This window comes from Oerskovia sp. Root918 (assembly GCF_001428945.1).
In the GTDB taxonomy this organism is placed as follows: domain Bacteria; phylum Actinomycetota; class Actinomycetes; order Actinomycetales; family Cellulomonadaceae; genus Oerskovia; species Oerskovia enterophila.
In genome coordinates, this window is record NZ_LMJG01000012.1 from 345,591 (window position 1) to 369,144 (window position 23,554).

Consider the following 23,554-nt stretch of genomic DNA (forward strand, 5'->3'; position numbering starts at 1 on the left):
GAGTGAGCACCGCAGAACCTGCCGCCGGACACGCCGCAGGACGAGCCGCAGGACCCGAGGCAGGGTCCGAGGCGCTCGGCCCGGCCGCCCCTCCCCGAGCCGTGCCTCCCCTGCCCCCGCGCGTCGTGCTCTACGGGCGCGACGGGTGCCACCTGTGCGACACGGCTCGCGAGATCGTCGAGGCGGTGTGCGCCGAGCAGCGGGTCACGTGGACCGAGGTCGACGTGGACGACGACCCGACCGGTGCGCTCGCGTCCGAGTACGGGGACTACGTCCCGGTCGTGACCGTGGACGGGGTCCAGCAAGGGTTCTGGCAGGTCGACGGCGCACGGCTCGCCAAGGCGCTCGCCCGGCGGCGCGTCAGCGGCTGACGTTCCGCGTTCGGGGCCAGAGCCTGAGATGATCCGAGAAAGCAGCACAGGGAGGTCGTCAACGACGACGACATGACGAGGTATGGGTGGTACGAGTGGCAGAGACCCTGGGGGACACCGGCATTCCTGGCGCGACGGTGACACGTCTGCCCGCCTATCTGCGGGCGTTGCGCGACCTGGAGGGGCGCGGGGTGGAGACCACCTCGTCGACCGAGCTCGCCGAGCTGGCCGGGGTCGGTTCCGCACAGCTCCGCAAGGACCTGTCGTTCCTCGGGTCGTACGGGACGCGCGGCGTGGGGTACGTGGTGGACTCGCTCGCGACCTACATCACGTCGGCGCTGGGCGTGACCGACGAGCACCGGATCGCGATCATCGGTATCGGTAGCCTGGGCCACGCGCTCGCGAACTACTCGGGCTACGGGACCCGTGGCTTCGAGGTCGCGGCCCTGCTCGACGCGTCACCGTCGGTCGTGGGCACCGAGGCGGCGGGCCTCGTGGTCGAGCACGTCGACGCGCTCGAGGAGGTCATCGCTCGCGAGAACGTCACGATCGTCGTCCTGGCCACGCCCGCGCACGTCGCGCAGGACGTCGCCGAGCGGGTCGTCGAGGCCGGGGTCCGCGAGATCCTCAACTTCGCGCCGCGCGCCCTCCAGCTGCCCGACGACGTGATCGTGCGCTCGGTCGACGTGGGCAGCGAGCTGCAGATCCTGGCCTTCCACGCGCAGGCGCGAGCACTCGCGAACCGTCCCCCGGGCGAGCCCGGTCCGGACGAGGACGACGAGGGCGCCGGGGCCTAGGGCACCCGCACCGGGCCCGACCGCGGTGGCGCGTCCCGCCGTCGGGCCTCGTGCGCACCTCGCCCGGACAGCACAGGAGCCGGCGACCCGTCACGGGTCGCCGGCTCCTGGCGTACCGGGCCGCGTCAGGACGCGGGGGCCGGTCGGGGGCGAGAGGCTCAGGCCTGCTTGATCGCCGAGAGGTCGAGCGCGATCTTGATCTTGTCGCCGACGAGCACGCCACCGGCCTCGAGGGCCACGTTCCAGGTCAGGCCGAACTCCTTGCGGGAGATCTCGGTCTCGGCCTCGAACCCGGCGCGCGAGTTGCCGTAGGCGTCGACGGCGGTGCCCGTGAACTCGGTCTCGAGCTTGACCGGCTTGGTCACGCCGTTGATGGTCAGGTCGCCCGCGATGACGAAGTCGTCGTCGTCGGCCTCGACGGCGGTCGAGACGAAGTTCCAGGTCGGGTTCTTCTCGGCGTCCCAGAAGTCGGCCGACTGGAGGTGGCCGTCGCGGCCCGCGTCACCCGTGTTGACCGACTTGGCGTCGATCGCGGCGACCACGTTGGAGGACTCGACGTCGTCACCGATGGTGATGTTGCCGTCGGCGATCGCGAGCGAGCCGCGGACCTTGGAGATGCCTGCGTGGCGGACCGTGAAGGTCGCCTGCGAGTGCGAGGGGTCGATCGCGTAGGTGCCTGCGGTCAGTCCGGAGGGAAGGTTCGTGGCCATGGGTGTCTCCTGAGAGGTCGAGTTGCGTTGCGTCAGGCGCGCCGTCGACGTGCCATTAGTTGAAGATTCAACTTCATACGAACGCATCAACGCAAGCCCACCGCCCTCTATTCCCCGAGGAGGGCACGAGTTCTCCCTGGACCGGCCACCACCCCCGACGATGGGAGAATGGGGCCGTTGTTCACACGGAGGGGGCGTGACGGATGAAGGAAGAGATGACGGCTCAGCAGGACCAGCACGCCACCGCGGTGCACGACACCTCCTGGCTCGACGACGACCAGCAGCGCTACTGGCGCTCGTTCCTCGACGGCTCTGCGCGGTTCGTCGAAGCCCTCAGCAGGGAGCACGAGGACCTCTCGAGCCTGACCCTCGGCGAGTACGAGCTCCTGGTCCGCCTGTCCGAGGCGACCGACCACACCCTGCGCATGTCCGCGCTGGCCGACGGCCTGGCCCGCTCCCGCAGCCGCGTGACCCACACGGTCCACCGCATGGAGCAGCGCGGGCTCGTGCGTCGCGCCGCGAGCGTGGGCGACGGACGGGGTGTGAACTGCGTCATGACGGAGGCGGGGTACGCCGAGCTCGTCGCGTCGGCCCCGGGCCACGTGACCGCGGTCCGTCGCTACCTGGTCGACGTCCTGACCCCGGCGCAGCTGCGCAACCTCGGCGAGGCCATGGAAGCCGTCGCCGAGGCGTGCCGGGTCGCGGAGCCGCGCGAGCAGTAGGTATGGCCGGGCGCGCCGGGCGGCGCGGTGTGGCCCGGAGCACCCCGGGCACGTGCACCGCGCGCGCCAGATCTTTGGGAGACTGGTCGGCATGGTTGCAACCACGGTCCACCTCATGCGTCACGGTGAAGTCTTCAACCCGGACGGCATCCTCTACGGGCGAATCCCCGGGTACCACCTCTCCGAGCTCGGGCACACCATGGCGCGTCGCGTCGCGGGGCACCTGTCGGGCAAGCCCGCGGAAGGCGCACCCGCACTGCCCGACGACGGCGCGCACGAGCCCTTCGACGTCGCCCTGGTCATCGCGTCCCCGCTCCAGCGCGCGCAGGAGACCGCGACGCCCGTCGCCGAGGCCTTCGGCCTGCCGCTCGGGACCGACGAGCGGCTCATCGAGGCGGGCAACCACTTCGAGGGGATGAAGTTCGGCGTGGGCGACGGCTCGCTGCGCCACCCCGGGCACTGGCCCTACCTCTGGAACCCGCTGCGCCCGTCCTGGGGCGAGCCCTACAAGGAGCAGGTCGCGCGCATGCACGCCGCGATCCACGACGCCCGTGCGCAGGCCGAGGGGCGCGAGGTCGTGCTCGTGAGCCACCAGCTCCCCATCTGGATCTCGCGCCTGGCGTTCGAGGGCAAGCGGCTGTGGCACGACCCGCGCAACCGTCAGTGCTCGCTCGCGTCCCTCACCTCGTTGCGCTTCGACGGCGACCGCCTCGTCGGGATCCACTACACCGAGCCGGTCGCGGACCTGCTGCCGGGGGCCGCGAAGGTCTCCGGAGCGTGACCCACCAGGGGTTTCTCAGGTTGTGCCCAGGCAGGTGGGAGACAGTGCTGCCATGATCCACCCCTTCCGTGCCCGGCACGGTCGCGCGCCCGCACCCGGGCATCGCACCGCCGGTCGTCCTGCTCTCGTCCCCGTCGCGATCGTCTCGCTCGGCCTGGTCCTCACGGGCTGCGCCCAGGAGTCGGGCGCCACGAGCCCCGACGACGTCGTGGGTCAGGGCTACGTCTCGGGCGACGGCTCGGTCAAGACGTGGGACGTGTCGGACCGTGACGACCCCGTCGTCCTGACCGGCACGGACTTCGAGGGCAACGCGATCGACACGAGCGAGTGGGCCGGCGACGTCGTCGTGCTCAACACCTGGTACGCGTCGTGCGCGCCGTGCCGGGCCGAGGCGCCGGACCTGGTCGCGCTCGCGAACGACCGCGCGGACCAGGGGGTGCGCCTGCTCGGGATCAACAGCACCGACGACGCGGGCGCCGCGCTCGCGTTCGAGCGCACGTTCGAGGTGCCCTACCCCTCGATCGAGGACACGCGCGGCGAGGCGATCGCGACGCTCGAGGGCTCGGTGCCCATCCAGGCGGTGCCCACGACGGTCGTGCTCGACCGCGAGGGGCGCGTCGCCGCACGCATCATCGGTCGCGCCGAGGGCTCGACCCTCACCGGGCTCGTCGACGACGTCCTCGCAGAGGACGCCTGACCCGTGAACCCTCTCTCCTTCGCCGGTGACGTCGGCACCACGTTCGCCACCACGGCGTTCAGCGGTTCCATGCTGCTGGCGGTGCCGGTCGCGCTCCTCGCGGGGCTCGTGTCCTTCGCGTCCCCGTGCGTGCTGCCGCTCGTCCCCGGCTACGTCGGGTACGTGAGCGGGCTCGCCGCGGCCAACGCCGGCACCACGTCGCGCCAGGCAGGCGGCAGCGGCGGTGGGGGTGGCGGTAGCGCCGTCCGGACCGTGCGCGCCCCGGGCCGGTGGCGGGTCGCGACCGGCGTCGGGCTCTTCGTGGCCGGCTTCACGCTCGTCTTCGTCCTGCTCATGGTCGCCGCCGGTGCGGTCGGCGTGCACGTCAAGCAGTGGGAGGACGTCATCACGCGCGTCATCGGGGTCTTCGTGATCCTCATGGGCTTCGCGTTCATGGGGGCCATGCCGTTCCTCCAGCGCGACCGCAGGCTGCACCTGAGCCCCACCGCGGGGCTGTGGGGTGCACCCCTGCTGGGCATCGTGTTCGGCCTGGGCTGGGCGCCCTGCATCGGCCCGACGCTCACCGCGGTCATGGCGCTGTCGCTCGACGAGGCCACCGCGGGTCGCGGCGCGATCCTGGGCATCGCGTACAGCCTGGGCCTCGGCGTCCCGTTCCTGCTCATCGGGATCGGCCTCGAGCGGTCCAAGAAGGCCGTGGCCTTCCTGCGGCGCCACCGGCTCGCGATCATGCGCATCGGAGGCGGCATGCTCATCCTCATCGGCCTGGCGCTCGTGACCGGCGTCTGGGGCACCTGGACCTCGCGCCTCGGCGGGCTCATCACGGGCTTCGAGACGGTGATCTGATGAGCGACAAGGACCTCTACCGCCCCGAGGGCATCGACGACGCGTTCAGCCACCCCGAGCCCGAGGCTCGCCCCTCCGAGGGCGAGGCGCCCGCCGAGACGGGAGCGACGCCGTCGGGCAGCTCGAAGCGCGCCCCGCGCGCGACCGGACCCGACGCCGCGATCCCGGACGCGCCCGGTACCGCGCGCGCCGGCGAGGCCGGCACGCCGCAGCTCCCCTCGCTCGGCCTCCAGGGCAGCCTGCGCTGGGTCTGGCGCCAGGTCACGAGCATGCGCGTCGCTCTCATGCTCCTCATGCTGCTGGCCGTCGCGGCCGTCCCGGGCTCGGTGCTGCCGCAGCGCCCCCAGGACCCGGCCGCGGTCCTGACCTACCTCCAGGACAACCCGCGCACGGGGGAGTGGCTCGACCGGCTGGGCTTCTTCGACGTGTACGCGTCGGTGTGGTTCTCCGCGATCTACATCCTGCTGTTCGTGTCGCTCGTGGGATGCATCCTGCCGCGCACCAAGGCGCACCTGCAGGCCGTGCGCAACCGCCCGCCGCGCACCCCGCGACGGTTCGACCGCTTCCCGGCCAAGGCCGAGACCACGAGCACGGCGACGCCCGACGAGGTCGTCGAGGCGGCAGCCGCGCACCTGCGCGGCCGGTTCCGCCGGCTGCCCACGTTCCGCGTGGACGTCTCGACCGAGCCGGCCGACGTGGCCCGCGGGCTGCCCGAACGCCGGACCGTGGCCGCCGAGCGCGGCTACCTGCGCGAGTCCGGCAACCTGCTGTTCCACCTCTCGCTCCTGGGCCTGCTCGTCTCGGTCGCGACCGGACAGCTCCTGCACTTCCGTGGGCAGGCGATCATCACGGAGGGGCGCGGGTTCGCGAACGCGGTCGTCGACTACGACACGTTCGAGAACGGCTCGCTGTTCCGGCCGAGCTCGCTCGTCCCGTTCTCGATGACCCTCGACTCGTTCGACGCCGAGTTCGCGATGGACCAGGTCGCGTTCGCGCAGTCGCGCGACTTCACGGCCAACGTCTCGGTGCGCAACCCCGACGGTTCCTCGCAGGAGGAGCAGATCAAGGTCAACCACCCGATCGTGGCCGGCGGGGCCAAGATCTACCTGCAGGGCAACGGCTACGCACCCGAGGTCACCATCCACGACGCCGACGGGCAGGTCGCGTTCGCGGGCCGTGTCCCGTTCCTGCCCGAGGACACCATGTACACCTCGCGCGGGGTCATCAAGGTGCCCGACACCTCGCCCGGACTCGACCAGATCGGCCTCGTCGGCTACTTCCTGCCCACGGCCGAGGTCACCGAGGACGGGGCTCGCTCGATCTTCCCGCAGCCGGCCAACCCGCTGCTGGTCCTCGAGGTCTACCGGGGCGACCTGGGCCTCGACGACGGGCTGCCGCAGAACGTCTACCGCCTCAACACCGACACCCTCACGGCGTCGGTCGACGAGACGGGAGGCCGCGTCCAGGTCCTCGTCGCGCCGGGCGAGACGGTCGAGCTGCCGGACGGGCTGGGCACCCTCACGTTCGCCGAGGGGCCGGTCGCGCGCTACGTGGCGCTCGACATGCGGCACGACCCGGCGCTCGCCTGGATCCTCGTGTTCGCGCTCGGCGCGCTCGGCGGGCTGGCCGTCTCGCTCTTCACACCGCGCCGCCGCGTGTGGTTGCGTGTGTGGAGCGACGAGGTGCCCGACGGCGAGACGTCCGCGCGGCGTACCGTCGTCACGGTCGCGGGGCTCGCCCGCGGCGACGACGCAGGACTCCAGGGAGAGGTCGACCGCGTGGTCGAGTCGCTCCCCGGGATCGAGCACGCGACCGAACCCCCCGACGAACGGCCCGCCGCGCGCGGCGGGTCCTCCACCCGAACCACCGGGCCGGCTCGCGCCGACCGACCACGAAAGGCTGACCGATGACCGTTGCCGAGCTGAGCTCCGACCTGGTGTGGGCGGCGGCGACCGCGCTCACGGTCGCGTTCATCGCCTTCGCGATCGACCTGTCCCGGCTGGGGGCCAAGGAACCGGTCGCCGAGCCGGCTGCCGCCGACGCCTCCGGTGACGCGGACGCCCCCGTCAAGGTCGCGGTCGCGACCCCCGCCAAGCCCGTCTCGCGCAAGGCCGCGGGCATCGGCATCTCGACGGGGTGGCTCGGCACCATCCTGCTCCTGGCGGCGATCGTGACCCGCGGGATCGCCGCCGGCCGCGCACCCTGGGCCAACATGTACGAGTTCACGCTCGTCGGCGCGTTCGTCGCGATGGCGGTGTTCCTCGGGGTGAGCCTGCGGCGCGACGTGCGCTTCCTCGGTGCTTTCGTCACGGGCCTCTCGGTGCTGTTCCTCGTGGTCGCCCAGAACTCGTTCTTCCTCGACGCCACGGGCGTCCAGCCCGCGCTCCAGTCCTACTGGCTCGTGATCCACGTGGGGGTCGCGATCATCGCCACGGGCATCTTCACGGTCGCGTTCGTCATGTCCGTGATCCAGCTCCTGCGCGACTCGCGCGAGAACGGCAACGCGTTCCTGGGGCATCCCGCCTGGCGCTGGCTCGACACCACGCCCCGGCCCGCGCAGCTCGAGGCACTGAGCTTCCGCCTCAACGCGGTCGCGTTCGTCCTGTGGACCTTCACCATCATCGGCGGCGCGATCTGGGCCGAGCACGCCTGGGGTCGCTACTGGGGCTGGGACCCCAAGGAGGTCTGGAGCTTCGTCGTGTGGGTCGTCTATGCGGCCTACCTGCACGCCCGCACCACGCGCGGATGGTCCGGACGACGTGCGGCCTACTTCGTGATCGTGGGCTACGCGTGCGTGCTGTTCAACTTCACGGGCGTCAACCTGATCTTCAACGGCAAGCACTCGTACTCGGGCATCACGACCCAGGAGTAGCGCCGCCCGCCCCGGGCCGCCGGGGTCACGCAGGGCCGTCCCGCCGAGCGGGACGGCCCTGTCCTGCACGGACGGACCTTCACCGGATCTCGACGGGCTCGCCCCGCGGTGAACGAGCGCCCTGCGGGCACCGTCGCTAGAGTCGGCGCTCGTGACCAGCGAACGTGGCGGGGGGACGTGGCCCGAGGGCGACCGCAGGGCCGGTGCGGGCCCGGAGCCGCTCCACGGCGACGTCCCCTGGCGCGGGCAGGTACGTCACGCAGCGGCGCGACGGGAGCACCGGGTGCTGCGCGTCCTCGGGCTCGTGACGACAGCCGTCCTGGCCTTCGGAGCCTCGGGAGCCACGGCGCTCGTCGTGAAGTCGCTCGCGAACGTCGACCAGGTGGACACCGAGGAGCTCGTCGCACCCGAGGCGTCCCGCCCGCCTGTCGCGACCCCGGACCCCGAGGACCCCCTCGCCGGGCTGCCCGTGAACCTCGTCCTCATCGGCTCGGACGACCGGTCCGGGGTGAACGAGGCGATCGGCGGGGCCGAGGCCGGTATGCGCTCGGACACGACGATGCTGCTGCACGTCTCGGCCGACCGGTCGCGCGTCGAGCTCGTCTCGGTCCCGCGCGACCTGATGATCCCGATCCCCGCGTGCACGGTCACGGGCGGGGGGACGACCGAGCCGTCCTCCTGGTCGATCTTCAACTCGGCGTTCTCTCGCGGTTGGAACGCGGGCCAGGACCTCGCCTCGGCCGCGACCTGCACGCAGATGACCGTCGAGCAGATCAGCGGGGTGCGGACCGACGGGTTCCTGGTCGTCGACTTCGCGGGGTTCCAGAGCATGGTGGACGCGCTCGGCGGCGTGCCCATCTGCATCCCCGAGGACATGGACGACGAGGACGCGAACCTGCACCTCACCGCGGGAGACCACGTCCTGTCGGGGCCCGAGGCGCTCGCCCTCGCACGAGCACGGCACGGGCTGAGCGACGGCTCGGACACCTACCGGATGGGACGTCAGCAGGCGTTGCTCGCGGCGCTCACGAAGTCCGTGCTGGGCAAGAACGTCCTGACCGACCTCCCGAGCCTGATCAGGTTCCTGGACGCCGCGACGAGCTCGCTCACGATCAGCGGGGGTGTGGACCTCAAGGGGCTCGCGTTCTCGCTGCGCTCGGTGCGCGCGGACGCGGTCACGTTCCTGACGATCCCGTCGGGTCCCCAGCCGTCCAACCCTGCTCGTGTCGTCCTGAGCGACGAGGCCGCAGACGTGTGGGCCCGGCTGGCCGCCGACGAGCCGATCGTCCCCGACGCGGCCGTCGAACCGCAGACCCCGGACTCGGCCACGGTGCCTCCCGTCGACGCCGCGACGACGACGCCCGAGGCGCCGGTCGACCCGCTCGCCGACCGGCTGCCGGGCGAGGCGATCACGTCGGCCGACGCCCAGGAGACGTGCTGAGCACGGTGCGGCTCCTGGTGACGTAGCCGGTGCGGTCCGGTTCCTTGCTAGGACGGGTCGTTGCTGCCCGACGACGGCGCGTCCGGCGCGCTGTCCGTCTCGCCCGTCGAGCCCTTGCCCGGGGACCGCGGCTCCTGCTCCCGCTCGTCCTCGTGGTCGGCAGCACCGGGGGCATGACCGGGAGCCGTGCCGGGAGCGGTCCCCGAGCCCGACGTCGACCCTTCGTCGCGTGCCTCGCGACGTCGCTGCTGCTCGAGCTTCCACAGGAAGTCCGGGTCGTCGTCAGGAGCCACCGGTCCGCTGCTGCGGCGCCGTGCGCCTCCGGTCGACGGGCGGCGGGGCGAGCCGGCCCCGCCCGCGGCGGCATGACGCGAGCGCTGCGTCCGGGAGACCAGGATCCAGGCGAGCGGACCGACGAACGGCAGGAAGATGATCATCACGATCCACAGCCCCTTGGGGATCCCGCTCCGGTCGTCCTCGGCGCTCGTGGCGCAGTCGGAGAGGGCGTAGACCGCGAGGCCTACGGCGAGCAGGGTCAGCAGGACGCGGGACATGCCCCCAGCCTATGCGTCCGAGGCGAGGACGTGTCCAGCCTGCGACCTTCGGGGGTCGGGGCGGGAGCGGTGCTCGTGCACACCGGGGCGTGTCGCCCCGGGCTCCTCTGGGCGCCTACCCTGGAGGGGTGCCCATGGTCATCTACTCCGCCCTGCGCCTCGCGATCTTCGGGGTGCTCTTCGTCGTGCTCTACGCCTTCGGCCTCGGCCACTGGGTCGTGTGCGCGGTCCTCGCGGCCGTGCTCGCCCTGCTGGTCTCCTACCTGACGCTGCGGGGCCCGCGCGAGCGCGCTGCGCAGTACCTCGCGGACCGCGCCGCACACAGGCGGGCGACGGGTGAGCAGTTCTCGCGGGCGGTCGAGGACGACGCCGCGTTCGAGGACGCCGCGGTCGACGCGGCCTCCGACGAGACGCACGCCCGTCGGACGGACGGCTAGAGCGCGAGCCCCAGGCCCAGCAGCACCCCGTACCCGAGCTCGAACATGCCCGTGCCCGCGAGGACGGGGACCAGCAGGGGGCCGCGCGCCCCGGCGAGCACCGGGAGGGTCAGCAGCACCGCGGGCAGCAGCAGGAGCAGCACCAGCAAGGACCACGGCGCGGCGAACGCGCACACCACGGCCAGCAGGATCGGCACCCAGATCATCGCGACGTAGGCGCGCCGCGCCCGGAAGTCCCCGAGGCGCACGGCCACGGTCCGCTTCCCGGCGAGCACGTCGGTGGGGATGTCACGGACGTTGTTGATCATGAGCAGCGCGCACGCGAGCAGGCCCACGGCCACGGCGCCCACGCCCGCGACCCAGGTGATGCGGCCGGCCTGCGTGTAGGTGGTCCCGAGGACCGCGACGAGCCCGAAGAACACGAAGACCCCGACCTCGCCGAGACCGCGGTAGCCGTAGGGGTTCTTGCCTCCCGTGTAGAACCAGGCGGCGGCGATCGCGACGGCTCCCACGGCCAGCAGCCACCAGTGGCCCGTGAGGGCCACGAGCCCCAGACCGAGGACCGCTGCCACGCCGAAGCACACGAAGGCCGCGTTGCGGACCTGCGAGGCGAGCGCGGCCCCCGACGCGGTCAACCGCATGGGGCCCACGCGGTCGACGTCCGTGCCGCGCACCCCGTCCGAGTAGTCGTTCGCGTAGTTCACGCCGACCTGCAGCGCGAGCGCGACGCCCAGCGCGAGCAGCGCGGGCCAGAACGCGAACGCGTCGATCTGCGCCGCGGCTCCGGAGCCGACGAGGACGGGTGCGGCCGCCGCGGGGAGGGTGCGCAGGCGCGCGCCCGCGACCCATTCGGCAGAGGTGGCCATGGTGCTCCGATCAGTGGGTGGTGCGAGGTGCGGTGCGGGCGGCGAGCGCGGACACGGCCGCCCGGTCGATCTTGCCCGGGCCTCGTCGCGGCAGGTCGTCCACGACGAGCAGGTACCGCGGTGCGGCGGGCGGTCCCAGCGTAGTCGCGACCGCGTGCCGGGCCCGGGTCAGCAGCTCGGCGTCGGGCTCGCCCTCGGGGCCAGGAGTCGCACGGGGCGAGCCTCCGCGGGTCACGACCGCGACGACCGCCTGCCCCCACTCGGGGTCGGGGATCCCGACCACGCACACCTCGCCGATCCCGTCCTCGCCCGAGAGCGCACCGGCCAGCACGGCCTCGACCGCGGCCGGGGCGACGTTGACCCCGCCCGAGACCACGACGTCGTCGGCCCGGCCGTGGACCGTGAGCGATCCGTCCGGGGAGAGCGAGCCCAGGTCGTTGGTGCGCAGCCAGCGCGAGCCGTCGGGGTCGCGCCGGAACGCCTCGGCCGTGAGCGCCTCGTCACCGAGGTAGCCCGTCGCGAGGACGGGCCCGCCGATCTCGACGACCCCCGCGTCCCCCGGGGGCAGGACCTGCCCGGACGAGCGCTCGACGACCCGCACCCGCACGCCCGCGAGCGGGACGCCGTCGTACACGCAGCCCCCGCAGGTCTCCGTCATCCCGTAGGTCGTCACGACCCTGGCCCCTGCCGCGCGGGCCCCGGCCAGCAGCGCGGGCGGGGCCGCGGCCCCGCCGAGCAGGATCGCGTCGAACGAGCGCAGCGCGGCGAGCGCGGCCTCGCCGTCCGCGGTCCCCTGGGCGTGCACGAGGCGGTGGAGCTGGGTCGGGACGAGCGAGACGTAGCGCCGCTCGCCGTCCATGCGCGCGGCGTCCGCGGCGAAGCCCGCGGGCGAGAACGGAGCGTCGAGGTCGGCGGTCACGAGCGGGGTCCCGGCGACCACGGAGCGCAGGACCACCTGGAGCCCCGCGACGTGCGTCGGCGGCAGGGCGAGCAACCACTGCGCGTCCCCTCCGAGACGCTCGTGCGTGGCGCGCGCCGAGGCGACGAGCGCGCTCGCGCTCAGGGCGACCTCGCGCGGCAGTCCCGTCGAGCCCGAGGTCTGCAGCACCAGGGCCGTGCCCTCGGGCAGCGGTCCGGTGAAGGCGAGCGGCGCCGGGGCGACCGCGGGACCGCGCCCGGCGAGGGCGTCGGCGACCGCCGCACGCAGGGCGAGGGCGTCAGGGGGACCATCGGCGCGTGACATCCGTCCAGCGTAGATCCGGTCGTAGGGTGACGAGGAACCGTGGACCGGAGCACGACGAAGGGCAGGCAACCGTGACGGCAGGGGCACCAGGGCGCGTCGGACGGGACCTCGGGCGGGCCGGGGCGCTGATCGTGAGCGCGCTCGTGCTCGCGGCGTGCAGCGGCGGTCCCACGGACGCCCCGACCAGCACGGTCCCGGCGGCCGTCGAGTCGGACAAGGCGGGCCCGCCCGACCCGGCGGTCCCGCCCGCCTGGCCCCTCACCGGTGTCCCCTCCGATGCGGTCGACGACCGTCCGGCGCTCGCCGTCAAGATCGAGAACCTGCCGCAGGCGCGTCCCCAGACCGGCCTCGAGCAGGCCGACATGGTGTGGGAGGAGGTCGTCGAGGGCGGCATCACGCGGTTCGTGGCGGTCTACCACTCACAGTCCCCGGAGACGGTCGGTCCCGTCCGCTCGGTGCGTCCCATGGACCCGGCCATCGTCGGGCCGACGCACGGCGTGCTCGCCTTCAGCGGTGGGCAGCCCCCGTTCGTGGAAGCCGTCCGCGATGCCGGCATCCAGACGATCGTGCACGACGAGGGCGACGACGGGTTCTTCCTCAAGAAGGGCAAGCGGGCCCCGCACAACCTGTTCGGGACGCCGGCCGACTTCTGGGCGCAGGCCGGGGACGACCGCGCGGCGCCTCCGACCCAGCTCCGGCACGTCCGGGTCCCGGGCCAGGGCACCGCGACCACGACGGGCGCGCCGCTGAGCCTGCTCGACGTGACGCTCACGTTCGCGAGCCGGGCCCAGTGGGTCTGGGACGCCGAGCAGGCGGCCTTCCTGCGCAACGAGGGGACCACGCCGGCCGTTTCGTCCGACGGCGCGCGGCTCTCGGCGCAGAACGTCGTGGTGCTCGGCGTCGAGGTCCGCGACACGCAGTTCAAGGACCCGGCCGGGACGCCCGTGCCGGAGACGCTGCTGGTGGGCTCGGGCGAGGGGCTCGTGGCCAGTGCTGGGAAGCACGTCGCCGTGACGTGGTCGCAGGAGTCGGTCGACGAGCCGCTCGTCCTCACGGGGCCCGACGGCGAGCCCGTCCTCCTCGAGCAGGGCGTCACCTGGGTCGAGCTCGTCCCGCGCGAGGGCGGGAGCTGGACGGTCAGCTGACTGGTTGCGGGCCGGCCTCAGGGCCGGTGAGCGTCCACCCGTCGAGCACCGACTCGAGCACCTCGAGCCGGTCGAAGCCCCCGCGCGCGAGGAAGTGCCCGGCGCCGTCGACCACGGTCAGGTCGGCGTCGAGGAGCCGTGCGAGGTCCTCCGTCAGCCGTCGGGGGACCACGGGGTCGTCGTCGGCGCTCAGGACGAGCCGGCGCGCGGTGCGGGCAGCGATCCTCGCCGGGTCGGTCTCGCGGGCGACGAAGTGGTCGACCTCGGGGATCCCGGGGACCTGCTCCACGAAGCCGGCCACGAGCGCGAGACCGCCGAGCCGCCAGTCGTCGTCGCGGGCGGCGAGATGCTGGAGGATGCTGACGCAGCCGAGGCTGTGGCCCACCAGGACGGTGCGCTCGTCGATCGTCCCGACCACCTCGGCGAGCCGCGAGAGCCACGTGTCGAGGTCCGGAGCCTGCGAGTCGGGCAGGTCCGGGACCAGGACCTCGATCCCGTACGGCGTGTAACGCTCCTGGAGCGCGCCGAACCAGTGGCTGTCGGCCGTCGCGCCCAGGCCGTGCACCACCACGATCCTGGTCGCCGGGGGAGCCGGTCTCGTGCTGGGTGCCGGTTCCCGGACGGGCGGGCGCGTGGAGGCAACGGCGTCGGTGCGAGGAGTCATGCCCGGAGCAACACCGCAGGTCGGAGCGATGTTCCGGACGGTTCGAGGAGGACGGTCCGTGGTACCTCCTCCTCGGGGAGGACGACCCGCTCACCCCTGAGGTGGACCACCGGGTGCGCAGGTCGAGCCGCTGGACCGATGTGCCTGCACCCCTCCCCACGGGAACGTAGAGGCATGGCAACGATCAACCCCACCCAGAGCCCGTTCGAGCCCACGTCCACGGCCACCCCGTTCCCGCCTTCGATCGCCCCCGCCCGGCCCGTGCTGCGTGCCGAGGAGGACGACGACGAGGACGGCGCGCGGCCGGCCGGGTCGATCGGCCCCGTCGTCGCGTCGATCGTCCTGCTGTTCGGCCTGGCCGTCACCGCGGCGTTCGCCGGCCGCGGGATCGTCGGGCTGCTGAGCGGCTTCATCACGGGCTGACGCGGCGCGCAGCGCGCCGCGCCGGCGCCCGTCAGACCGCCGTCGCCCGTCAGACCGCCGGCGCCCGTCAGACCGCCGGCGCCCGTCAGACCGCCGGCGCCCGTCAGACCGCCGGCGCCCGTCAGAAGTAGTACGGGAAGTCGTCCCACTGCGGGTCGCGGCGCTCGAGGAACGCGTCGCGCCCCTCGACGGCCTCGTCGGTCATGTACGCGAGCCGCGTGGCCTCCCCGGCGAAGACCTGCTGGCCCGCCAGCCCGTCGTCGGCCAGGTTGAACGCGAACTTGAGCATGCGGATCGCCTGGGGCGACTTGGTCGCGATGATCCGCGCGTGCTCGAGCGCGAGCCTCTCGAGGTCGGCGTGGTCCGCGACCTCGTTCACGGCGCCCCACTCGTAGGCGTCCTGGGCCGAGTACTCGCGGGCGAGGAAGAAGACCTCACGGGCACGCTTCTGCCCGACCTGCCGGGCGAAGAGCGCCGATCCGTAGCCCGCGTCGAACGAGCCCACGTTGGCGTCGGTCTGCTTGAACCGCGCGTGCTCGCGGCTCGCGATCGACAGGTCCGCGACCACGTGCAGCGAGTGCCCGCCCCCGGCGGCCCACCCGTTGACCACGGCGATGACGACCTTGGGCATGGTCCGGATGAGGCGCTGGACCTCGAGGATGTGGAGCCGCCCGGCCTTGGCGGGGTCGATCGCGTCGGCCGTCTGGGCGTCCTCGCTCGTCGTGTACCGGTAGCCGTCGCGCCCGCGGATGCGCTGGTCGCCGCCCGAGCAGAACGCCCAGCCGCCGTCCTTGGCCGAGGGGCCGTTGCCCGTGAGCAGGACCGTCCCGACGTCGGAGGTCATGCGCGCGTGGTCGAGCACCCGGTAGAGCTCGTCGACCGTGTGGGGGCGGAACGCGTTGCGGACCTCGGGCCGGTCGAACGCGACGCGGACGACCGGGAGGTCGCGCTCGCGCGGCTCACCGTCGACCAGGCCGCGTTCGACGCCACGGTGGTAGGTGATGTCGGTGAGTCCCTCGAAGCCGGCGACGGTGCGCCAGGCCTGGGGATCGAACGTCTCGGACACCTGTGCGGGGATGCTGCTCACGACCGCCACCCTAGCCGCCCGGGAGTCGGCGACCGTCGGTGTGGCCTACGGTGTGTGGGTGGGATCGGCGAGATCTTGACGGCGGTGCTCGCGATCGTGTACTTCGGTGAAGCCACGTCTGTGCTCAAGATCCTGCCGCTGGTCCCCGCCGCGCGCGGGACCGACGGCCTCAACCTGTCCGGAGGAAGTCCCTGATGGCTCCAGAGTCCGAGAAGCACGTCCCCCGCAGGCAGGCCCGCGGCACCCAGCGACGCGACCGCATCGTCTCGGCCGCGGCCGAGCTCATCCTGCGGGACGGCCCCGCGGCCGTGACGCACCGTTCGGTGGCCGCCCAGGCCGACGTCCCGCTCGCCGCGACGACCTACTACTTCACGGGGCTCGACGACCTGCTCGGTGCGGCGGGCGAGCAGATCGTCCGTGGCTGGGCCGAGCGGGCCCAGGCGATCGGCCACTCGGTGACCGAGCTGGTCGCCGAGGGCGGCGTCGAGACCCTGAGCACGCGCTCGCGTGCCCTGCTGCTCGTCGACGCGGTGCTGCCCCCGGGGGACCACGGCGAGCTCCTCGGCTTCTACGAGCACGTCGTGAGCGCGGGGCGCAGCCCCGTCCTGGCCGCCGCGTTCGCGCAGGGACGGGGGGAGCTCGACGTCGTGATCGACGAGCTGCTCGCCCAGCTCGGCGCGCGGTTCTCCGCGGTCCTGCTGATCGCGGTGGTGGACGGCGCCGCGGTGACCGCGCTGTGCGAGGGCCGTGCCGTCCGCGACCTCGCGGTCGAGTGCGTGACCGAGCTGCTCGGGGGCGTCTGACCCGTCCGCCCGCGGTCGGGCCCCAGGGATGACGGGCCTCCGGTGCTCCGGTGCCTCCGTGGCCCTGGGGCACCACCGGACGGCCCGGGGCGGCCTCCGGAGATAACCTGTGACCGTGCCCCCCACGCCTCCTCTCCCGCCGCTCGTCGCCTGGTCCACGCCCCTGCGCACCCGATTCCGGGGCCTGGACGTCCGGGACGGGCTGCTCGTGCGAGGAGAGGCGGGGTGGGCCGAGTTCTCGCCCTTCTGGGAGTACGACGACGCCGAGTCCGCCGCGTGGTTGCGTGCAGCCCGGGAGGCCGCGCACCTCGGGTGGCCCGCGCCGGTGCGGTCGAGCGTGCCCGTCAACGTCACGGTGCCCGCGACCGACCCGCAGCGCGCGCACGGGATCGTCCTGGCGTCCGACGGCTGCCGGACCGCCAAGGTCAAGGTCGCCCAGCGAGGCCCCGACGGTCGGGTCGAGCCCGTCGACCACGAGATCGCGCGACTCGAGGCCGTCCGCGACGCGCTCGGACCGGGCGGCCGGATCCGCGTCGACGCCAACGGGGCCTGGACGCTCGACGAGGCCCTGCACCGGATCCCGCTCCTCGACCGGGCGGCCGGCGGCCTCGAGTACGTCGAGCAGCCCTGCGCGAGCGTCCCCGAGCTCGCGGCCGTGCGGCGTGCGGTCTCCGTCCTGGTCGCGGCCGACGAGTCGATCCGCCGTGCCGAGGACCCCTTCGAGGTCCTGCGTGCCGAGGCCGCGGACGTCGTGGTCCTCAAGGTCCAGCCGCTCGGAGGGGTCAGGGCCTGCCTCGACCTCGCCGATCAGGTCGGGCTCCCCGTCGTCGTGTCCTCGGCCCTCGAGAGCTCGGTGGGCCTCGCGGCGGGCCTCGCGCTCGCGGCTGCCCTGCCGGACCTGCCGTACGCGTGCGGCCTCGCGACGTCCCAGCTCCTGGCCCACGACGTGGTCGACGAGCCGCTCCTGCCCGTGGGCGGGCAGATCGCCGTACGGCGCCCCGAGCCCTCGACCCGGGCGCTCGCCCGCGCCGCTGCCGACCCCGCCACCGGGGCACGGTGGACTGCTCGGTACGAGCGCGTCGGCGCCCTCCTCGACGGGGCCGCAGCGTGAGCGGCGACCGCCCTGTCCTCCCGCCCGCCCTGGCTGCGGCGCGGCAGATCGTCGAGGGCCTGGTCGCCGACGGGGTGACGGACGTGGTGCTGTCCCCCGGATCGCGCAGCGCGGCGCTCGCGTACGCGCTCGCCGCGGCCGACGCTGCCGGACGGCTGACCCTGCACGTGCGGATCGACGAGCGCACCGCGGCCTTCCTCGCGCTCGGCCTCTCGCGCGGCTCGGCCATCACCGAGGGTCCGGACCGCCTGCGCCCCGTGGCCGTGGTGACGACGTCGGGCACCGCGGCCGCCAACCTCCACCCCGCGGTGCTCGAGGCCCACCACACCGGGGTGCCTCTCGTCCTGGTCACGGCCGACCGCCCGCACGAGCTGCGCGGCACCGGTGCCAACCAGACGACCGACCAGGTCGGTCTCTACGGGGGAGCGGTGCGCCACGCGGTCGACGTCCCGGCCCCCGACGGTCGCCCGGGCGAGGCCCGCGACCTCCGCTCCGTCCTGGTGCGGGCGCTCGCGGCCGCGCGCGGGACCCGCTCGCGGTACCCCGGCCCGGTCCACCTGAACGTCGCGTTCCGTGAGCCCCTCGCGCCCCCCGCGGAGCTCGCAGCGCTGCTGTCGGCAGGGCCGGGGGAGGTGCCGGGCGAGACCCGGGCCGACGCGCTCCGGACGTTCGTCGGGGAGGTGAGCGACGTCGTCGGGCCGTATCCGCTCGATCCAGGCCCCGCGACCGTGCTCGTCGCCGGGGACGGGGCAGGGGACGACGCACGGCGCCTCGCCGAGGCGCGCGGCTGGCCGCTGCTCGCCGAGGCCTCGTCCGGGGCCGCGGCCGGGACGCACGCGGTCGCGGCGCACCGGCTCGTCCTGGGTGTGCTCGGCGGTCGTGTCGAGCGCGTCGTCGTCATGGGGCGCCCGACGCTCTCGCGGCCCGTCCAGCAGCTCCTCGCGCGAGAGGACGTCGAGGTGCTCGTGGTCGCGCCCGGCGCGGCACCCTGGCCCGACGCCGCCCGGGCGGCGGACGTCGTCCTGCCCGGCGTCCCGGCCGGGTGGTGGACCGAGCCCGTGGGGGACCGTGCCTGGCTCGACGCGTGGCGCGGCGCGGGCGAGGCGGCGCGCAAGGTCGTCGCCGCGAGCGCCGCGGCCCCCGGCCCGACGACGGCGCTCGCCGTGGCAGCGGCCGTCGCCGAGGCGAGCGGGCCGGGCGACGTGCTCGTGGTCGGCTCGAGCAACCCCGTGCGTGACCTGGACCTGGTCGCCGACTGGGGAGCCTCGCCGCTCGTGCTGGCCAACCGGGGCCTCGCGGGCATCGACGGGACGGTCTCGACCGCGACCGGCGTCGCCCACGTCGCGGCGCGCTCGGGGCGCCGCACGCGCGTGCTCGTCGGCGACCTCACGTTCCTGCACGACGCGGGCGGGCTCCTGCGGGGGCCCCTCGAACCGGCCGCGGACCTCCAGGTCGTCGTCGTCAACGACGACGGCGGCTCGATCTTCGCGACCCTCGAGTACGGGGCGCTCGCGGAGCAGGAACCGTCGACGAGCCGTGCGTTCGAGCGGGTCTTCGCGACGCCGCACGGGGCCGGCCTCGCGGCGCTGTGCGCGGGCTACGGCGTGCGGCACCGGCTCCTGACCGACGTCGAGGGGCTGCGCGAGGCGCTCGCGGGACGGCCCCGGGGCGTCGAGGTGCTCGAGGTCCGCGTCGGGCGCGGTGCGCGCCGGACCGAGGGCTCCCGTCTCGCTGCCGACGTGCGGGACGCGGTCCTGCGGGCCGTGCCGCCGGAGCTCCTGCCGGGTGGCGCGGCGCCGTCCGAGGGCGCCTGAGAGGTCTCCCAGCCGTCGTCAGGAACTCGCAGCGAACTCACAGGAACGTTCAAGCAGTGTTTCAGCGCCCGGGTGTGAAGTAGTCCTCAGACAGAACGAGGAGGGAACACCCCATGACCGAGAACACCCCGCAGTCGAACGTCCCCCAGCCCGAGGCCCCCCGCGACGGCGACACGCAGCGCATCGAGGCGCAGGCCACGCAGCAGCTTCCCGTGACGCCCGAGGCGCCCGCCGCCCCGCAGGCTCCGGCCCCGCAGGCGCAGCCCACGCAGCAGTTCGCCGCGCCGCACCCGGCCCCCGTGCCCGCGCCGCCGGCGCCGCACGTGGCACCCGCGCAGCCGACCCCGGCCCAGCACGCGCCCCACGGGACGCACGCCCCGTACGGTGCGCCCACGAGCACCGCGTACTCCGCGGCAGGCATGCCGCCCGCCCCGGTCGCGACCGAGGCAGCACCGGCCGCCTCGAAGAGGAACAGGACCTGGATCCCCGTGGTCGGCGCGGCCGCCGCGGCGGCCGTCCTCGCGAGCGCCGGGACCGCCGGCCTGCTCAGCGTCCTCGACGGGTCGGGCTCCGCGCCCAGCTCGCTGGCCTCGGTCGGCGAGAACAAGGAGAACACCACGGTCCCCGTGGCGAACTCGACGTCGGAGAACCCGGACTGGCAGGCCGTGACGAGCGCCGTCGCGCCGTCCGTCGTCTCGATCCAGGTCACCACGGCCTCGGGCGGTGGCGAGGGCTCGGGTGTCGTGATCGACACCGAGGGTCACGTCCTGACCAACAACCACGTCGTCGAGGGCGCCCAGGGCGACACCGTCCAGGTGACGCTGAGCGACGGACGCCTCTACGAGGCCAAGATCGTCGGGCTCGACCCGACGACCGACCTCGCGGTCGTCAAGCTGGTCGACCCGCCGAGCAACCTCACGCCCGCGTCGTTCGGCGACTCCGACGACGTCACGGTCGGCGAGTCCGTCCTGGCCGTCGGGAACCCGCTGGGCCTCGCGAACACCGCCACGACGGGCATCGTCTCCGCGCTCGACCGCCCGGTCGCCGCGTCGGGTGCCGACGGTGGCAGCACCGTGGTCACCAATGCGATCCAGATCGACGCCGCGATCAACCCGGGCAACTCCGGTGGCCCGCTGTTCAACGCGCAGGGTGAGGTCATCGGCATCACCTCGTCGATCGCGACGACGTCGAGCCAGTCCGGCTCGATCGGCCTGGGCTTCGCCATCCCGGTGAACCTCGCGAAGAACATCAGCGCGCAGCTCATCGAGAGCGGCACGGCCGAGCACGCGTTCCTGGGCGTGAGCATGACCGACGCGACCGCGACGGCCGACGGCGTCACGCGCCGTGGCGCCGAGGTCAAGCAGGTCTCCGAGGGCTCCCCGGCCGCCGAGGCCGGGCTCGAGGTCGGTGACGTGATCGTCGCGATCGACGACACCGCCGTGAGCGGCGCCGAGTCCCTGACCGGGTTCGTGCGCGAGCGTGCGACGGGCGACGTCGTGAAGCTCACGGTCGTCCGCGACGGCAAGGCGATCGACGTCGACGTGACCCTCGCCGCCAAGCCGACCGAGGAGCCCACCGGCTCGGGTTCCGGCTCCGACCAGGGCTCGAGCGGCCAGGACGGCTCGGGCCAGCTCCCGGGCTCGGGCCAGCTCCCGGGCAACGGTCAGGACGGGTCCGACCAGACCAGCCCGAACAACGTGCCCAACCCCTTCGACTGGTTCAACGGTCAGGGCTGAGCACCACAGGCCGGACCCGGCGGTACCGGCTGCACCGGTGGGGACCTCCCCCCTGTGCCCACCGACGTGAGCCGGTACCGCTGCGGTCCTTCACGGTCTCGCCGGGACGCGTCCCCCGTGACCGGCGAGACCGAGCCGAGGCGTGGCCCTGTTCCCCTGCAGGTGCCCCTCGGCACCGACGCCCGGTACGTGCGGTTCTCCGCACGGACCGGGCGTCGTCGTGTCCGGGATCTGTCGTGTCCGGGCTCTGTCGCGTCCGGGATCCGCCGGGGAGGACGCGCTCGATCGCCCGAGGGCGGTGGCGCCCGGGCGACGTGGTCAGTCGCGGACCGGCAGGGCCTCGTCGGCGTCGCTCGCGGGCACGGCCGGACCGTCCCAGGGCGAGGTGAGCACGGGGTCGGCGTCGAGGAGGTCGAGCGCCTTGGTGGAGCGGACCTCGGTCGTGGCGAACCCGAGCTCCTCGGCGGTCTCGCGGGGCAGGACGTCGGCGAGCGTGACACGCGTCGCGCGCTGCTCCTGGCCCCACGCCTCGACCGCGCCGATCAGCTCTGCCGAGACGAGGCACTGGTCGGCCTCGGGGGCGAGAGCGATCTCGTCGATCTCGACGACCGCGCCGTTCCCGCTGAAGGTCAGGCGCTGGCTCGCGAGAAGATAGCCGACGACCCCCGTGGCGTCCTGGGCGACCAGCAGGAGGGTGTCGAGCGCCCGCAGCAGGGGCCCGACCACGCGGTCGTAGGTCGCCCGGTCCGGCGCGTCGGGCTGCAGGCGGAGCACCAGGAGCCAGAGGTCCTCGCGGTCCGCGGTCGTGGCGCGGCGCACGGTGACGTCGCGCTGCGTGGGATCCAGAGTCATCGTCATCGTCGCATCGGGCACCGGGCGAATTTAACAGGCCGACCTGGGCGTTGTCCGGAGATGTCCGTCGAACGGGCTATACGTCGCGTAACTCACCAAAACCACCAGCAGAGCCGAGGGGTTCCGACTCTGCCACAGGTGGTGTGCGCGTTGGTCGACCGGCCGCGCTCAGCCCCCGAGCGCGTACCGCATGGGCTCGAGCTTGGCCTCGGACTCGGCGAGCTCGGCTCCCGGGTCGGAGGCTGCGACGATCCCGCAGCCCGCGAAGAGACGCACCCGGTGCGGGTCCTGCGGCGACAGCTCGGCCGAGCGCAGCGCGATGCCCCACTCGCCGTCGCCGTCGGCGCCGAACCACCCGACCGGGGCCGCGTAGCGGGCGCGGTCCATGCCCTCGATCTCGCGGATGAGGTCACGCGCGGCGAGCGTCGGGGTCCCGCACACGGCGGCCGACGGGTGCAGCGCGGCCGCGAGCGCGAGGCTCGTCGGGGCGGGGGACCCGCCCGCCCCGGCCGCGAGCACGCCCGTGACGTCCGAGGCCAGGTGCAGGACGTTGGGCAGGTGCAGCACGAACGGCGCGTCGGGCACGTTCATCGACGAGCAGAACGGGGCGAGAGCGTCGGCGACCGACGCCACGGCGTACTCGTGCTCCTCGAGGTCCTTGGACGAGCGCGCGAGGTGCGCGGCGCGCAGCAGCGAGTCGTCGTCCGCCTCGGCGCCGCCCGAGCGGCGGATGGTGCCCGCGAGCACGCGCGAGGTCACGAGCCCCTTCTCGCTGCGCACGAGCAGCTCGGGGGTCGCGCCGACCATGCCGTCCACCGAGAAGGTCCAGCACGCGTCGTAGGCCACCGCGAGGCGGCGGAGCATCCAGCGGGGGTCCACGGGGTGCTCGGCCGTGGCCAGCACGTCGCGTGCGAGCACGACCTTCTCGAGGTCGCCGCGCCGGATGCGCTCGACGCCCTCGGCGACCACCGCGGTCCAGTCCTCGGCGCTCAGCGAGCCGTCCACGGTCCTGACCGCGCCGGGCCCGGCCACGGGCTCGCGGCGGGCCGGGTCGAGGACGGACGCGACGTCGTCGGGCAGGGCGTCGCCCTGGGTGATGCTCGTGACCCAGGCCGTGCCCTCGGGCCCGCCCCGGCGCCCGACGACGACGCGCGGCACCACGATCGTCCCGCCCGGTCGGGCGTCCCCGGCCGTGCCGGACGTGTCGTCGAACGCGAACGAGCCGAACGCGACCAGTCCCGAGCCGGGCACGTCCACGTCGTCGTGCACGACGGCGGCGCCCAGGACCTCCTGCCAGGCCGCCTCGGCGTCGGCGAACCGTCCGGGACCCCACGCCTCGAGGCGCAGCGCCTCGCCCCACCCCACGATCCCGTCCCCGCGCCGCACCCACGCCAGGGGGCGCGCGTCGGGCAGGAGGTCGAGCAGGGCCGTCAGGTCGCCCGGCAGCCCCTCGGGCAGGCGGGTCGTCCGCACGACCAGGCGGGGTGCGGCCGGGAAGTCGGTGGAGCCAGGGCGGGGGGACCCCGCCGGAGGGGCGCCGAGGTCGTCGGCGTCCCTGCGGGGGTGAGCGTGCGCAGTCATCGTG

The 23,554-nt window shown here is 73.9% G+C and carries 25 protein-coding genes; 17 read left to right on the plus strand and 8 right to left on the minus strand.

Annotation, left to right across the window (positions count from 1 at the left end; genetic code table 11):
• Positions 1-2 precede the first annotated feature (2 nt).
• Positions 3-371, plus strand: a complete 369-nt coding sequence (locus ASE27_RS10905; protein WP_369819009.1) for a glutaredoxin family protein — start codon at positions 3-5, stop codon at positions 369-371.
• 95 nt (positions 372-466) lie between these two features.
• A complete protein-coding gene (locus tag ASE27_RS10910; protein ID WP_056649740.1) occupies positions 467-1,168 on the plus strand; it encodes a redox-sensing transcriptional repressor Rex in 702 nt (233 codons plus the stop codon).
• A 158-nt stretch (positions 1,169-1,326) separates the two neighbouring features.
• Here ASE27_RS10910 and ASE27_RS10915 read toward each other — a convergent pair whose 3' ends face one another.
• Positions 1,327-1,878: a YceI family protein gene (locus ASE27_RS10915; protein ID WP_056649743.1), complete on the minus strand. Its 552-nt coding sequence runs from the start codon at positions 1,876-1,878 to the stop codon at positions 1,327-1,329.
• Between the two features lie 215 nt (positions 1,879-2,093).
• On the opposite strand from ASE27_RS10915, the gene ASE27_RS10920 reads away from it, so the two are divergent.
• The 7 genes from ASE27_RS10920 to ASE27_RS10950 all read left to right on the plus strand — a co-directional run bounded on the left by ASE27_RS10920 (position 2,094) and on the right by ASE27_RS10950 (position 9,234).
• A complete protein-coding gene (locus ASE27_RS10920) occupies positions 2,094-2,600 on the plus strand; it encodes a MarR family winged helix-turn-helix transcriptional regulator (RefSeq protein WP_056649746.1) in 507 nt (168 codons plus the stop codon).
• A gap of 91 nt (positions 2,601-2,691) precedes the next feature.
• Positions 2,692-3,381, plus strand: a complete 690-nt coding sequence (locus tag ASE27_RS10925) for a histidine phosphatase family protein (RefSeq protein ID WP_056649749.1) — start codon at positions 2,692-2,694, stop codon at positions 3,379-3,381.
• A gap of 52 nt (positions 3,382-3,433) precedes the next feature.
• Positions 3,434-4,078, plus strand: a complete 645-nt coding sequence (locus ASE27_RS10930; protein WP_082608808.1) for a TlpA disulfide reductase family protein — start codon at positions 3,434-3,436, stop codon at positions 4,076-4,078.
• 69 nt (positions 4,079-4,147) lie between these two features.
• On the plus strand, positions 4,148-4,921 hold the full coding sequence (locus ASE27_RS10935) for a cytochrome c biogenesis CcdA family protein (protein WP_056650038.1): 774 nt from the start codon (positions 4,148-4,150) through the stop codon (positions 4,919-4,921).
• A complete protein-coding gene (locus tag ASE27_RS10940) occupies positions 4,921-6,831 on the plus strand; it encodes a cytochrome c biogenesis protein ResB (RefSeq protein ID WP_056649752.1) in 1,911 nt (636 codons plus the stop codon). The genes ASE27_RS10935 and ASE27_RS10940 overlap by 1 nt, the downstream gene beginning before the upstream one ends.
• Positions 6,828-7,793 (plus strand): c-type cytochrome biogenesis protein CcsB, encoded by a 966-nt coding sequence (gene ccsB / locus ASE27_RS10945; RefSeq protein ID WP_056649761.1) that lies wholly within the window; start codon positions 6,828-6,830, stop codon positions 7,791-7,793. The genes ASE27_RS10940 and ccsB overlap by 4 nt, the downstream gene beginning before the upstream one ends.
• Positions 7,794-7,944: 151 nt before the next feature.
• A complete protein-coding gene (locus ASE27_RS10950) occupies positions 7,945-9,234 on the plus strand; it encodes an LCP family protein (protein WP_056649765.1) in 1,290 nt (429 codons plus the stop codon).
• Positions 9,235-9,281: 47 nt separating this feature from the next.
• Here the strand turns inward: ASE27_RS10950 and ASE27_RS10955 are convergent, their stop codons facing one another.
• Positions 9,282-9,788, minus strand: a complete 507-nt coding sequence (locus tag ASE27_RS10955; protein ID WP_082608809.1) for a PLD nuclease N-terminal domain-containing protein — start codon at positions 9,786-9,788, stop codon at positions 9,282-9,284.
• Positions 9,789-9,922: 134 nt separating this feature from the next.
• Here ASE27_RS10955 and ASE27_RS10960 point away from each other — a divergent pair, with 134 nt between their 5' ends.
• Positions 9,923-10,225 (plus strand): DUF4229 domain-containing protein, encoded by a 303-nt coding sequence (locus ASE27_RS10960; protein WP_056649768.1) that lies wholly within the window; start codon positions 9,923-9,925, stop codon positions 10,223-10,225.
• Here ASE27_RS10960 and ASE27_RS10965 read toward each other — a convergent pair.
• Both ASE27_RS10965 and ASE27_RS10970 read right to left on the minus strand, forming a co-directional pair.
• Positions 10,222-11,091: a 1,4-dihydroxy-2-naphthoate polyprenyltransferase gene (locus ASE27_RS10965; protein WP_056649771.1), complete on the minus strand. Its 870-nt coding sequence runs from the start codon at positions 11,089-11,091 to the stop codon at positions 10,222-10,224. The genes ASE27_RS10960 and ASE27_RS10965 overlap by 4 nt on opposite strands.
• Positions 11,092-11,101: 10 nt before the next feature.
• Positions 11,102-12,334, minus strand: coding sequence for an AMP-binding protein (locus tag ASE27_RS10970; RefSeq protein ID WP_056649774.1), 1,233 nt, complete (start codon positions 12,332-12,334; stop codon positions 11,102-11,104).
• Between the two features lie 71 nt (positions 12,335-12,405).
• Here ASE27_RS10970 and ASE27_RS10975 point away from each other — a divergent pair, with 71 nt between their 5' ends.
• Positions 12,406-13,479: a DUF3048 domain-containing protein gene (locus tag ASE27_RS10975; RefSeq protein WP_235534332.1), complete on the plus strand. Its 1,074-nt coding sequence runs from the start codon at positions 12,406-12,408 to the stop codon at positions 13,477-13,479.
• On the opposite strand, the gene ASE27_RS10980 is transcribed toward ASE27_RS10975, so the two are convergent.
• Complete coding sequence (locus ASE27_RS10980) at positions 13,472-14,143, minus strand: alpha/beta hydrolase (protein ID WP_082608812.1); 672 nt, start codon at positions 14,141-14,143, stop codon at positions 13,472-13,474. The two genes, ASE27_RS10975 and ASE27_RS10980, sit on opposite strands and share 8 nt — an antisense overlap.
• A 174-nt stretch (positions 14,144-14,317) precedes the next feature.
• On the opposite strand from ASE27_RS10980, the gene ASE27_RS20245 reads away from it, so the two are divergent.
• A complete protein-coding gene (locus tag ASE27_RS20245; RefSeq protein WP_056649781.1) occupies positions 14,318-14,566 on the plus strand; it encodes a hypothetical protein in 249 nt (82 codons plus the stop codon).
• A 121-nt stretch (positions 14,567-14,687) separates the two neighbouring features.
• Here ASE27_RS20245 and ASE27_RS10990 read toward each other — a convergent pair whose 3' ends face one another.
• Positions 14,688-15,653, minus strand: coding sequence for a 1,4-dihydroxy-2-naphthoyl-CoA synthase (locus ASE27_RS10990; protein ID WP_056650045.1), 966 nt, complete (start codon positions 15,651-15,653; stop codon positions 14,688-14,690).
• 54 nt (positions 15,654-15,707) lie between these two features.
• Here ASE27_RS10990 and ASE27_RS20250 point away from each other — a divergent pair, with 54 nt between their 5' ends.
• From ASE27_RS20250 to ASE27_RS11010, 5 genes are all read left to right on the plus strand, one after another.
• On the plus strand, positions 15,708-15,848 hold the full coding sequence (locus tag ASE27_RS20250; RefSeq protein WP_157257542.1) for a hypothetical protein: 141 nt from the start codon (positions 15,708-15,710) through the stop codon (positions 15,846-15,848).
• Complete coding sequence (locus ASE27_RS10995; RefSeq protein WP_056649784.1) at positions 15,848-16,456, plus strand: TetR/AcrR family transcriptional regulator; 609 nt, start codon at positions 15,848-15,850, stop codon at positions 16,454-16,456. Before ASE27_RS20250 ends, ASE27_RS10995 begins: the two co-directional genes overlap by 1 nt.
• Positions 16,457-16,571: 115 nt before the next feature.
• Positions 16,572-17,567 carry an o-succinylbenzoate synthase gene (locus tag ASE27_RS11000; RefSeq protein ID WP_056650048.1) on the plus strand — a complete coding sequence of 332 codons (996 nt, stop codon included), beginning with the start codon at positions 16,572-16,574 and terminating at the stop codon, positions 17,565-17,567.
• On the plus strand, positions 17,564-19,381 hold the full coding sequence (menD, locus tag ASE27_RS11005) for a 2-succinyl-5-enolpyruvyl-6-hydroxy-3-cyclohexene-1-carboxylic-acid synthase (protein ID WP_056649786.1): 1,818 nt from the start codon (positions 17,564-17,566) through the stop codon (positions 19,379-19,381). Before ASE27_RS11000 ends, menD begins: the two co-directional genes overlap by 4 nt.
• 113 nt (positions 19,382-19,494) lie before the next feature.
• Positions 19,495-21,117 carry a S1C family serine protease gene (locus tag ASE27_RS11010; protein ID WP_082608814.1) on the plus strand — a complete coding sequence of 541 codons (1,623 nt, stop codon included), beginning with the start codon at positions 19,495-19,497 and terminating at the stop codon, positions 21,115-21,117.
• A gap of 318 nt (positions 21,118-21,435) precedes the next feature.
• On the opposite strand, the gene ASE27_RS11015 is transcribed toward ASE27_RS11010, so the two are convergent.
• Together ASE27_RS11015 and ASE27_RS11020 are read right to left on the minus strand one after the other, a co-directional pair.
• Positions 21,436-21,969, minus strand: coding sequence for a hypothetical protein (locus ASE27_RS11015; protein ID WP_157257544.1), 534 nt, complete (start codon positions 21,967-21,969; stop codon positions 21,436-21,438).
• Positions 21,970-22,137: 168 nt separating this feature from the next.
• Complete coding sequence (locus ASE27_RS11020; RefSeq protein ID WP_082608815.1) at positions 22,138-23,550, minus strand: isochorismate synthase MenF; 1,413 nt, start codon at positions 23,548-23,550, stop codon at positions 22,138-22,140.
• Positions 23,551-23,554 lie beyond the last annotated feature (4 nt).

Excerpts from the sequence above, each read along its gene's own strand:
- ASE27_RS10915 (WP_056649743.1), bottom strand. The coding sequence starts at position 1,878 with ATGGCCACGAACCTTCCCTCCGGACTGACCGCAGGCACCTACGCGATC.
- ASE27_RS10920 (WP_056649746.1), top strand. The coding sequence starts at position 2,094 with ATGACGGCTCAGCAGGACCAGCACGCCACCGCGGTGCACGACACCTCC.
- ASE27_RS10925 (WP_056649749.1), top strand. The coding sequence starts at position 2,692 with ATGGTTGCAACCACGGTCCACCTCATGCGTCACGGTGAAGTCTTCAAC.
- ASE27_RS10930 (WP_082608808.1), top strand. The coding sequence starts at position 3,434 with ATGATCCACCCCTTCCGTGCCCGGCACGGTCGCGCGCCCGCACCCGGG.
- ASE27_RS10935 (WP_056650038.1), top strand. The coding sequence starts at position 4,148 with ATGCTGCTGGCGGTGCCGGTCGCGCTCCTCGCGGGGCTCGTGTCCTTC.
- ASE27_RS10940 (WP_056649752.1), top strand. The coding sequence starts at position 4,921 with ATGAGCGACAAGGACCTCTACCGCCCCGAGGGCATCGACGACGCGTTC.
- ccsB (WP_056649761.1), top strand. The coding sequence starts at position 6,828 with ATGACCGTTGCCGAGCTGAGCTCCGACCTGGTGTGGGCGGCGGCGACC.
- ASE27_RS10955 (WP_082608809.1), bottom strand. The coding sequence starts at position 9,788 with ATGTCCCGCGTCCTGCTGACCCTGCTCGCCGTAGGCCTCGCGGTCTAC.
- ASE27_RS10960 (WP_056649768.1), top strand. The coding sequence starts at position 9,923 with ATGGTCATCTACTCCGCCCTGCGCCTCGCGATCTTCGGGGTGCTCTTC.
- ASE27_RS10965 (WP_056649771.1), bottom strand. The coding sequence starts at position 11,091 with ATGGCCACCTCTGCCGAATGGGTCGCGGGCGCGCGCCTGCGCACCCTC.
- ASE27_RS10970 (WP_056649774.1), bottom strand. The coding sequence starts at position 12,334 with ATGTCACGCGCCGATGGTCCCCCTGACGCCCTCGCCCTGCGTGCGGCG.
- ASE27_RS10980 (WP_082608812.1), bottom strand. The coding sequence starts at position 14,143 with ATGACTCCTCGCACCGACGCCGTTGCCTCCACGCGCCCGCCCGTCCGG.
- ASE27_RS20245 (WP_056649781.1), top strand. The coding sequence starts at position 14,318 with ATGGCAACGATCAACCCCACCCAGAGCCCGTTCGAGCCCACGTCCACG.
- ASE27_RS10995 (WP_056649784.1), top strand. The coding sequence starts at position 15,848 with ATGGCTCCAGAGTCCGAGAAGCACGTCCCCCGCAGGCAGGCCCGCGGC.
- ASE27_RS11010 (WP_082608814.1), top strand. The coding sequence starts at position 19,495 with ATGACCGAGAACACCCCGCAGTCGAACGTCCCCCAGCCCGAGGCCCCC.
- ASE27_RS11015 (WP_157257544.1), bottom strand. The coding sequence starts at position 21,969 with ATGACTCTGGATCCCACGCAGCGCGACGTCACCGTGCGCCGCGCCACG.
- ASE27_RS11020 (WP_082608815.1), bottom strand. The coding sequence starts at position 23,550 with ATGACTGCGCACGCTCACCCCCGCAGGGACGCCGACGACCTCGGCGCC.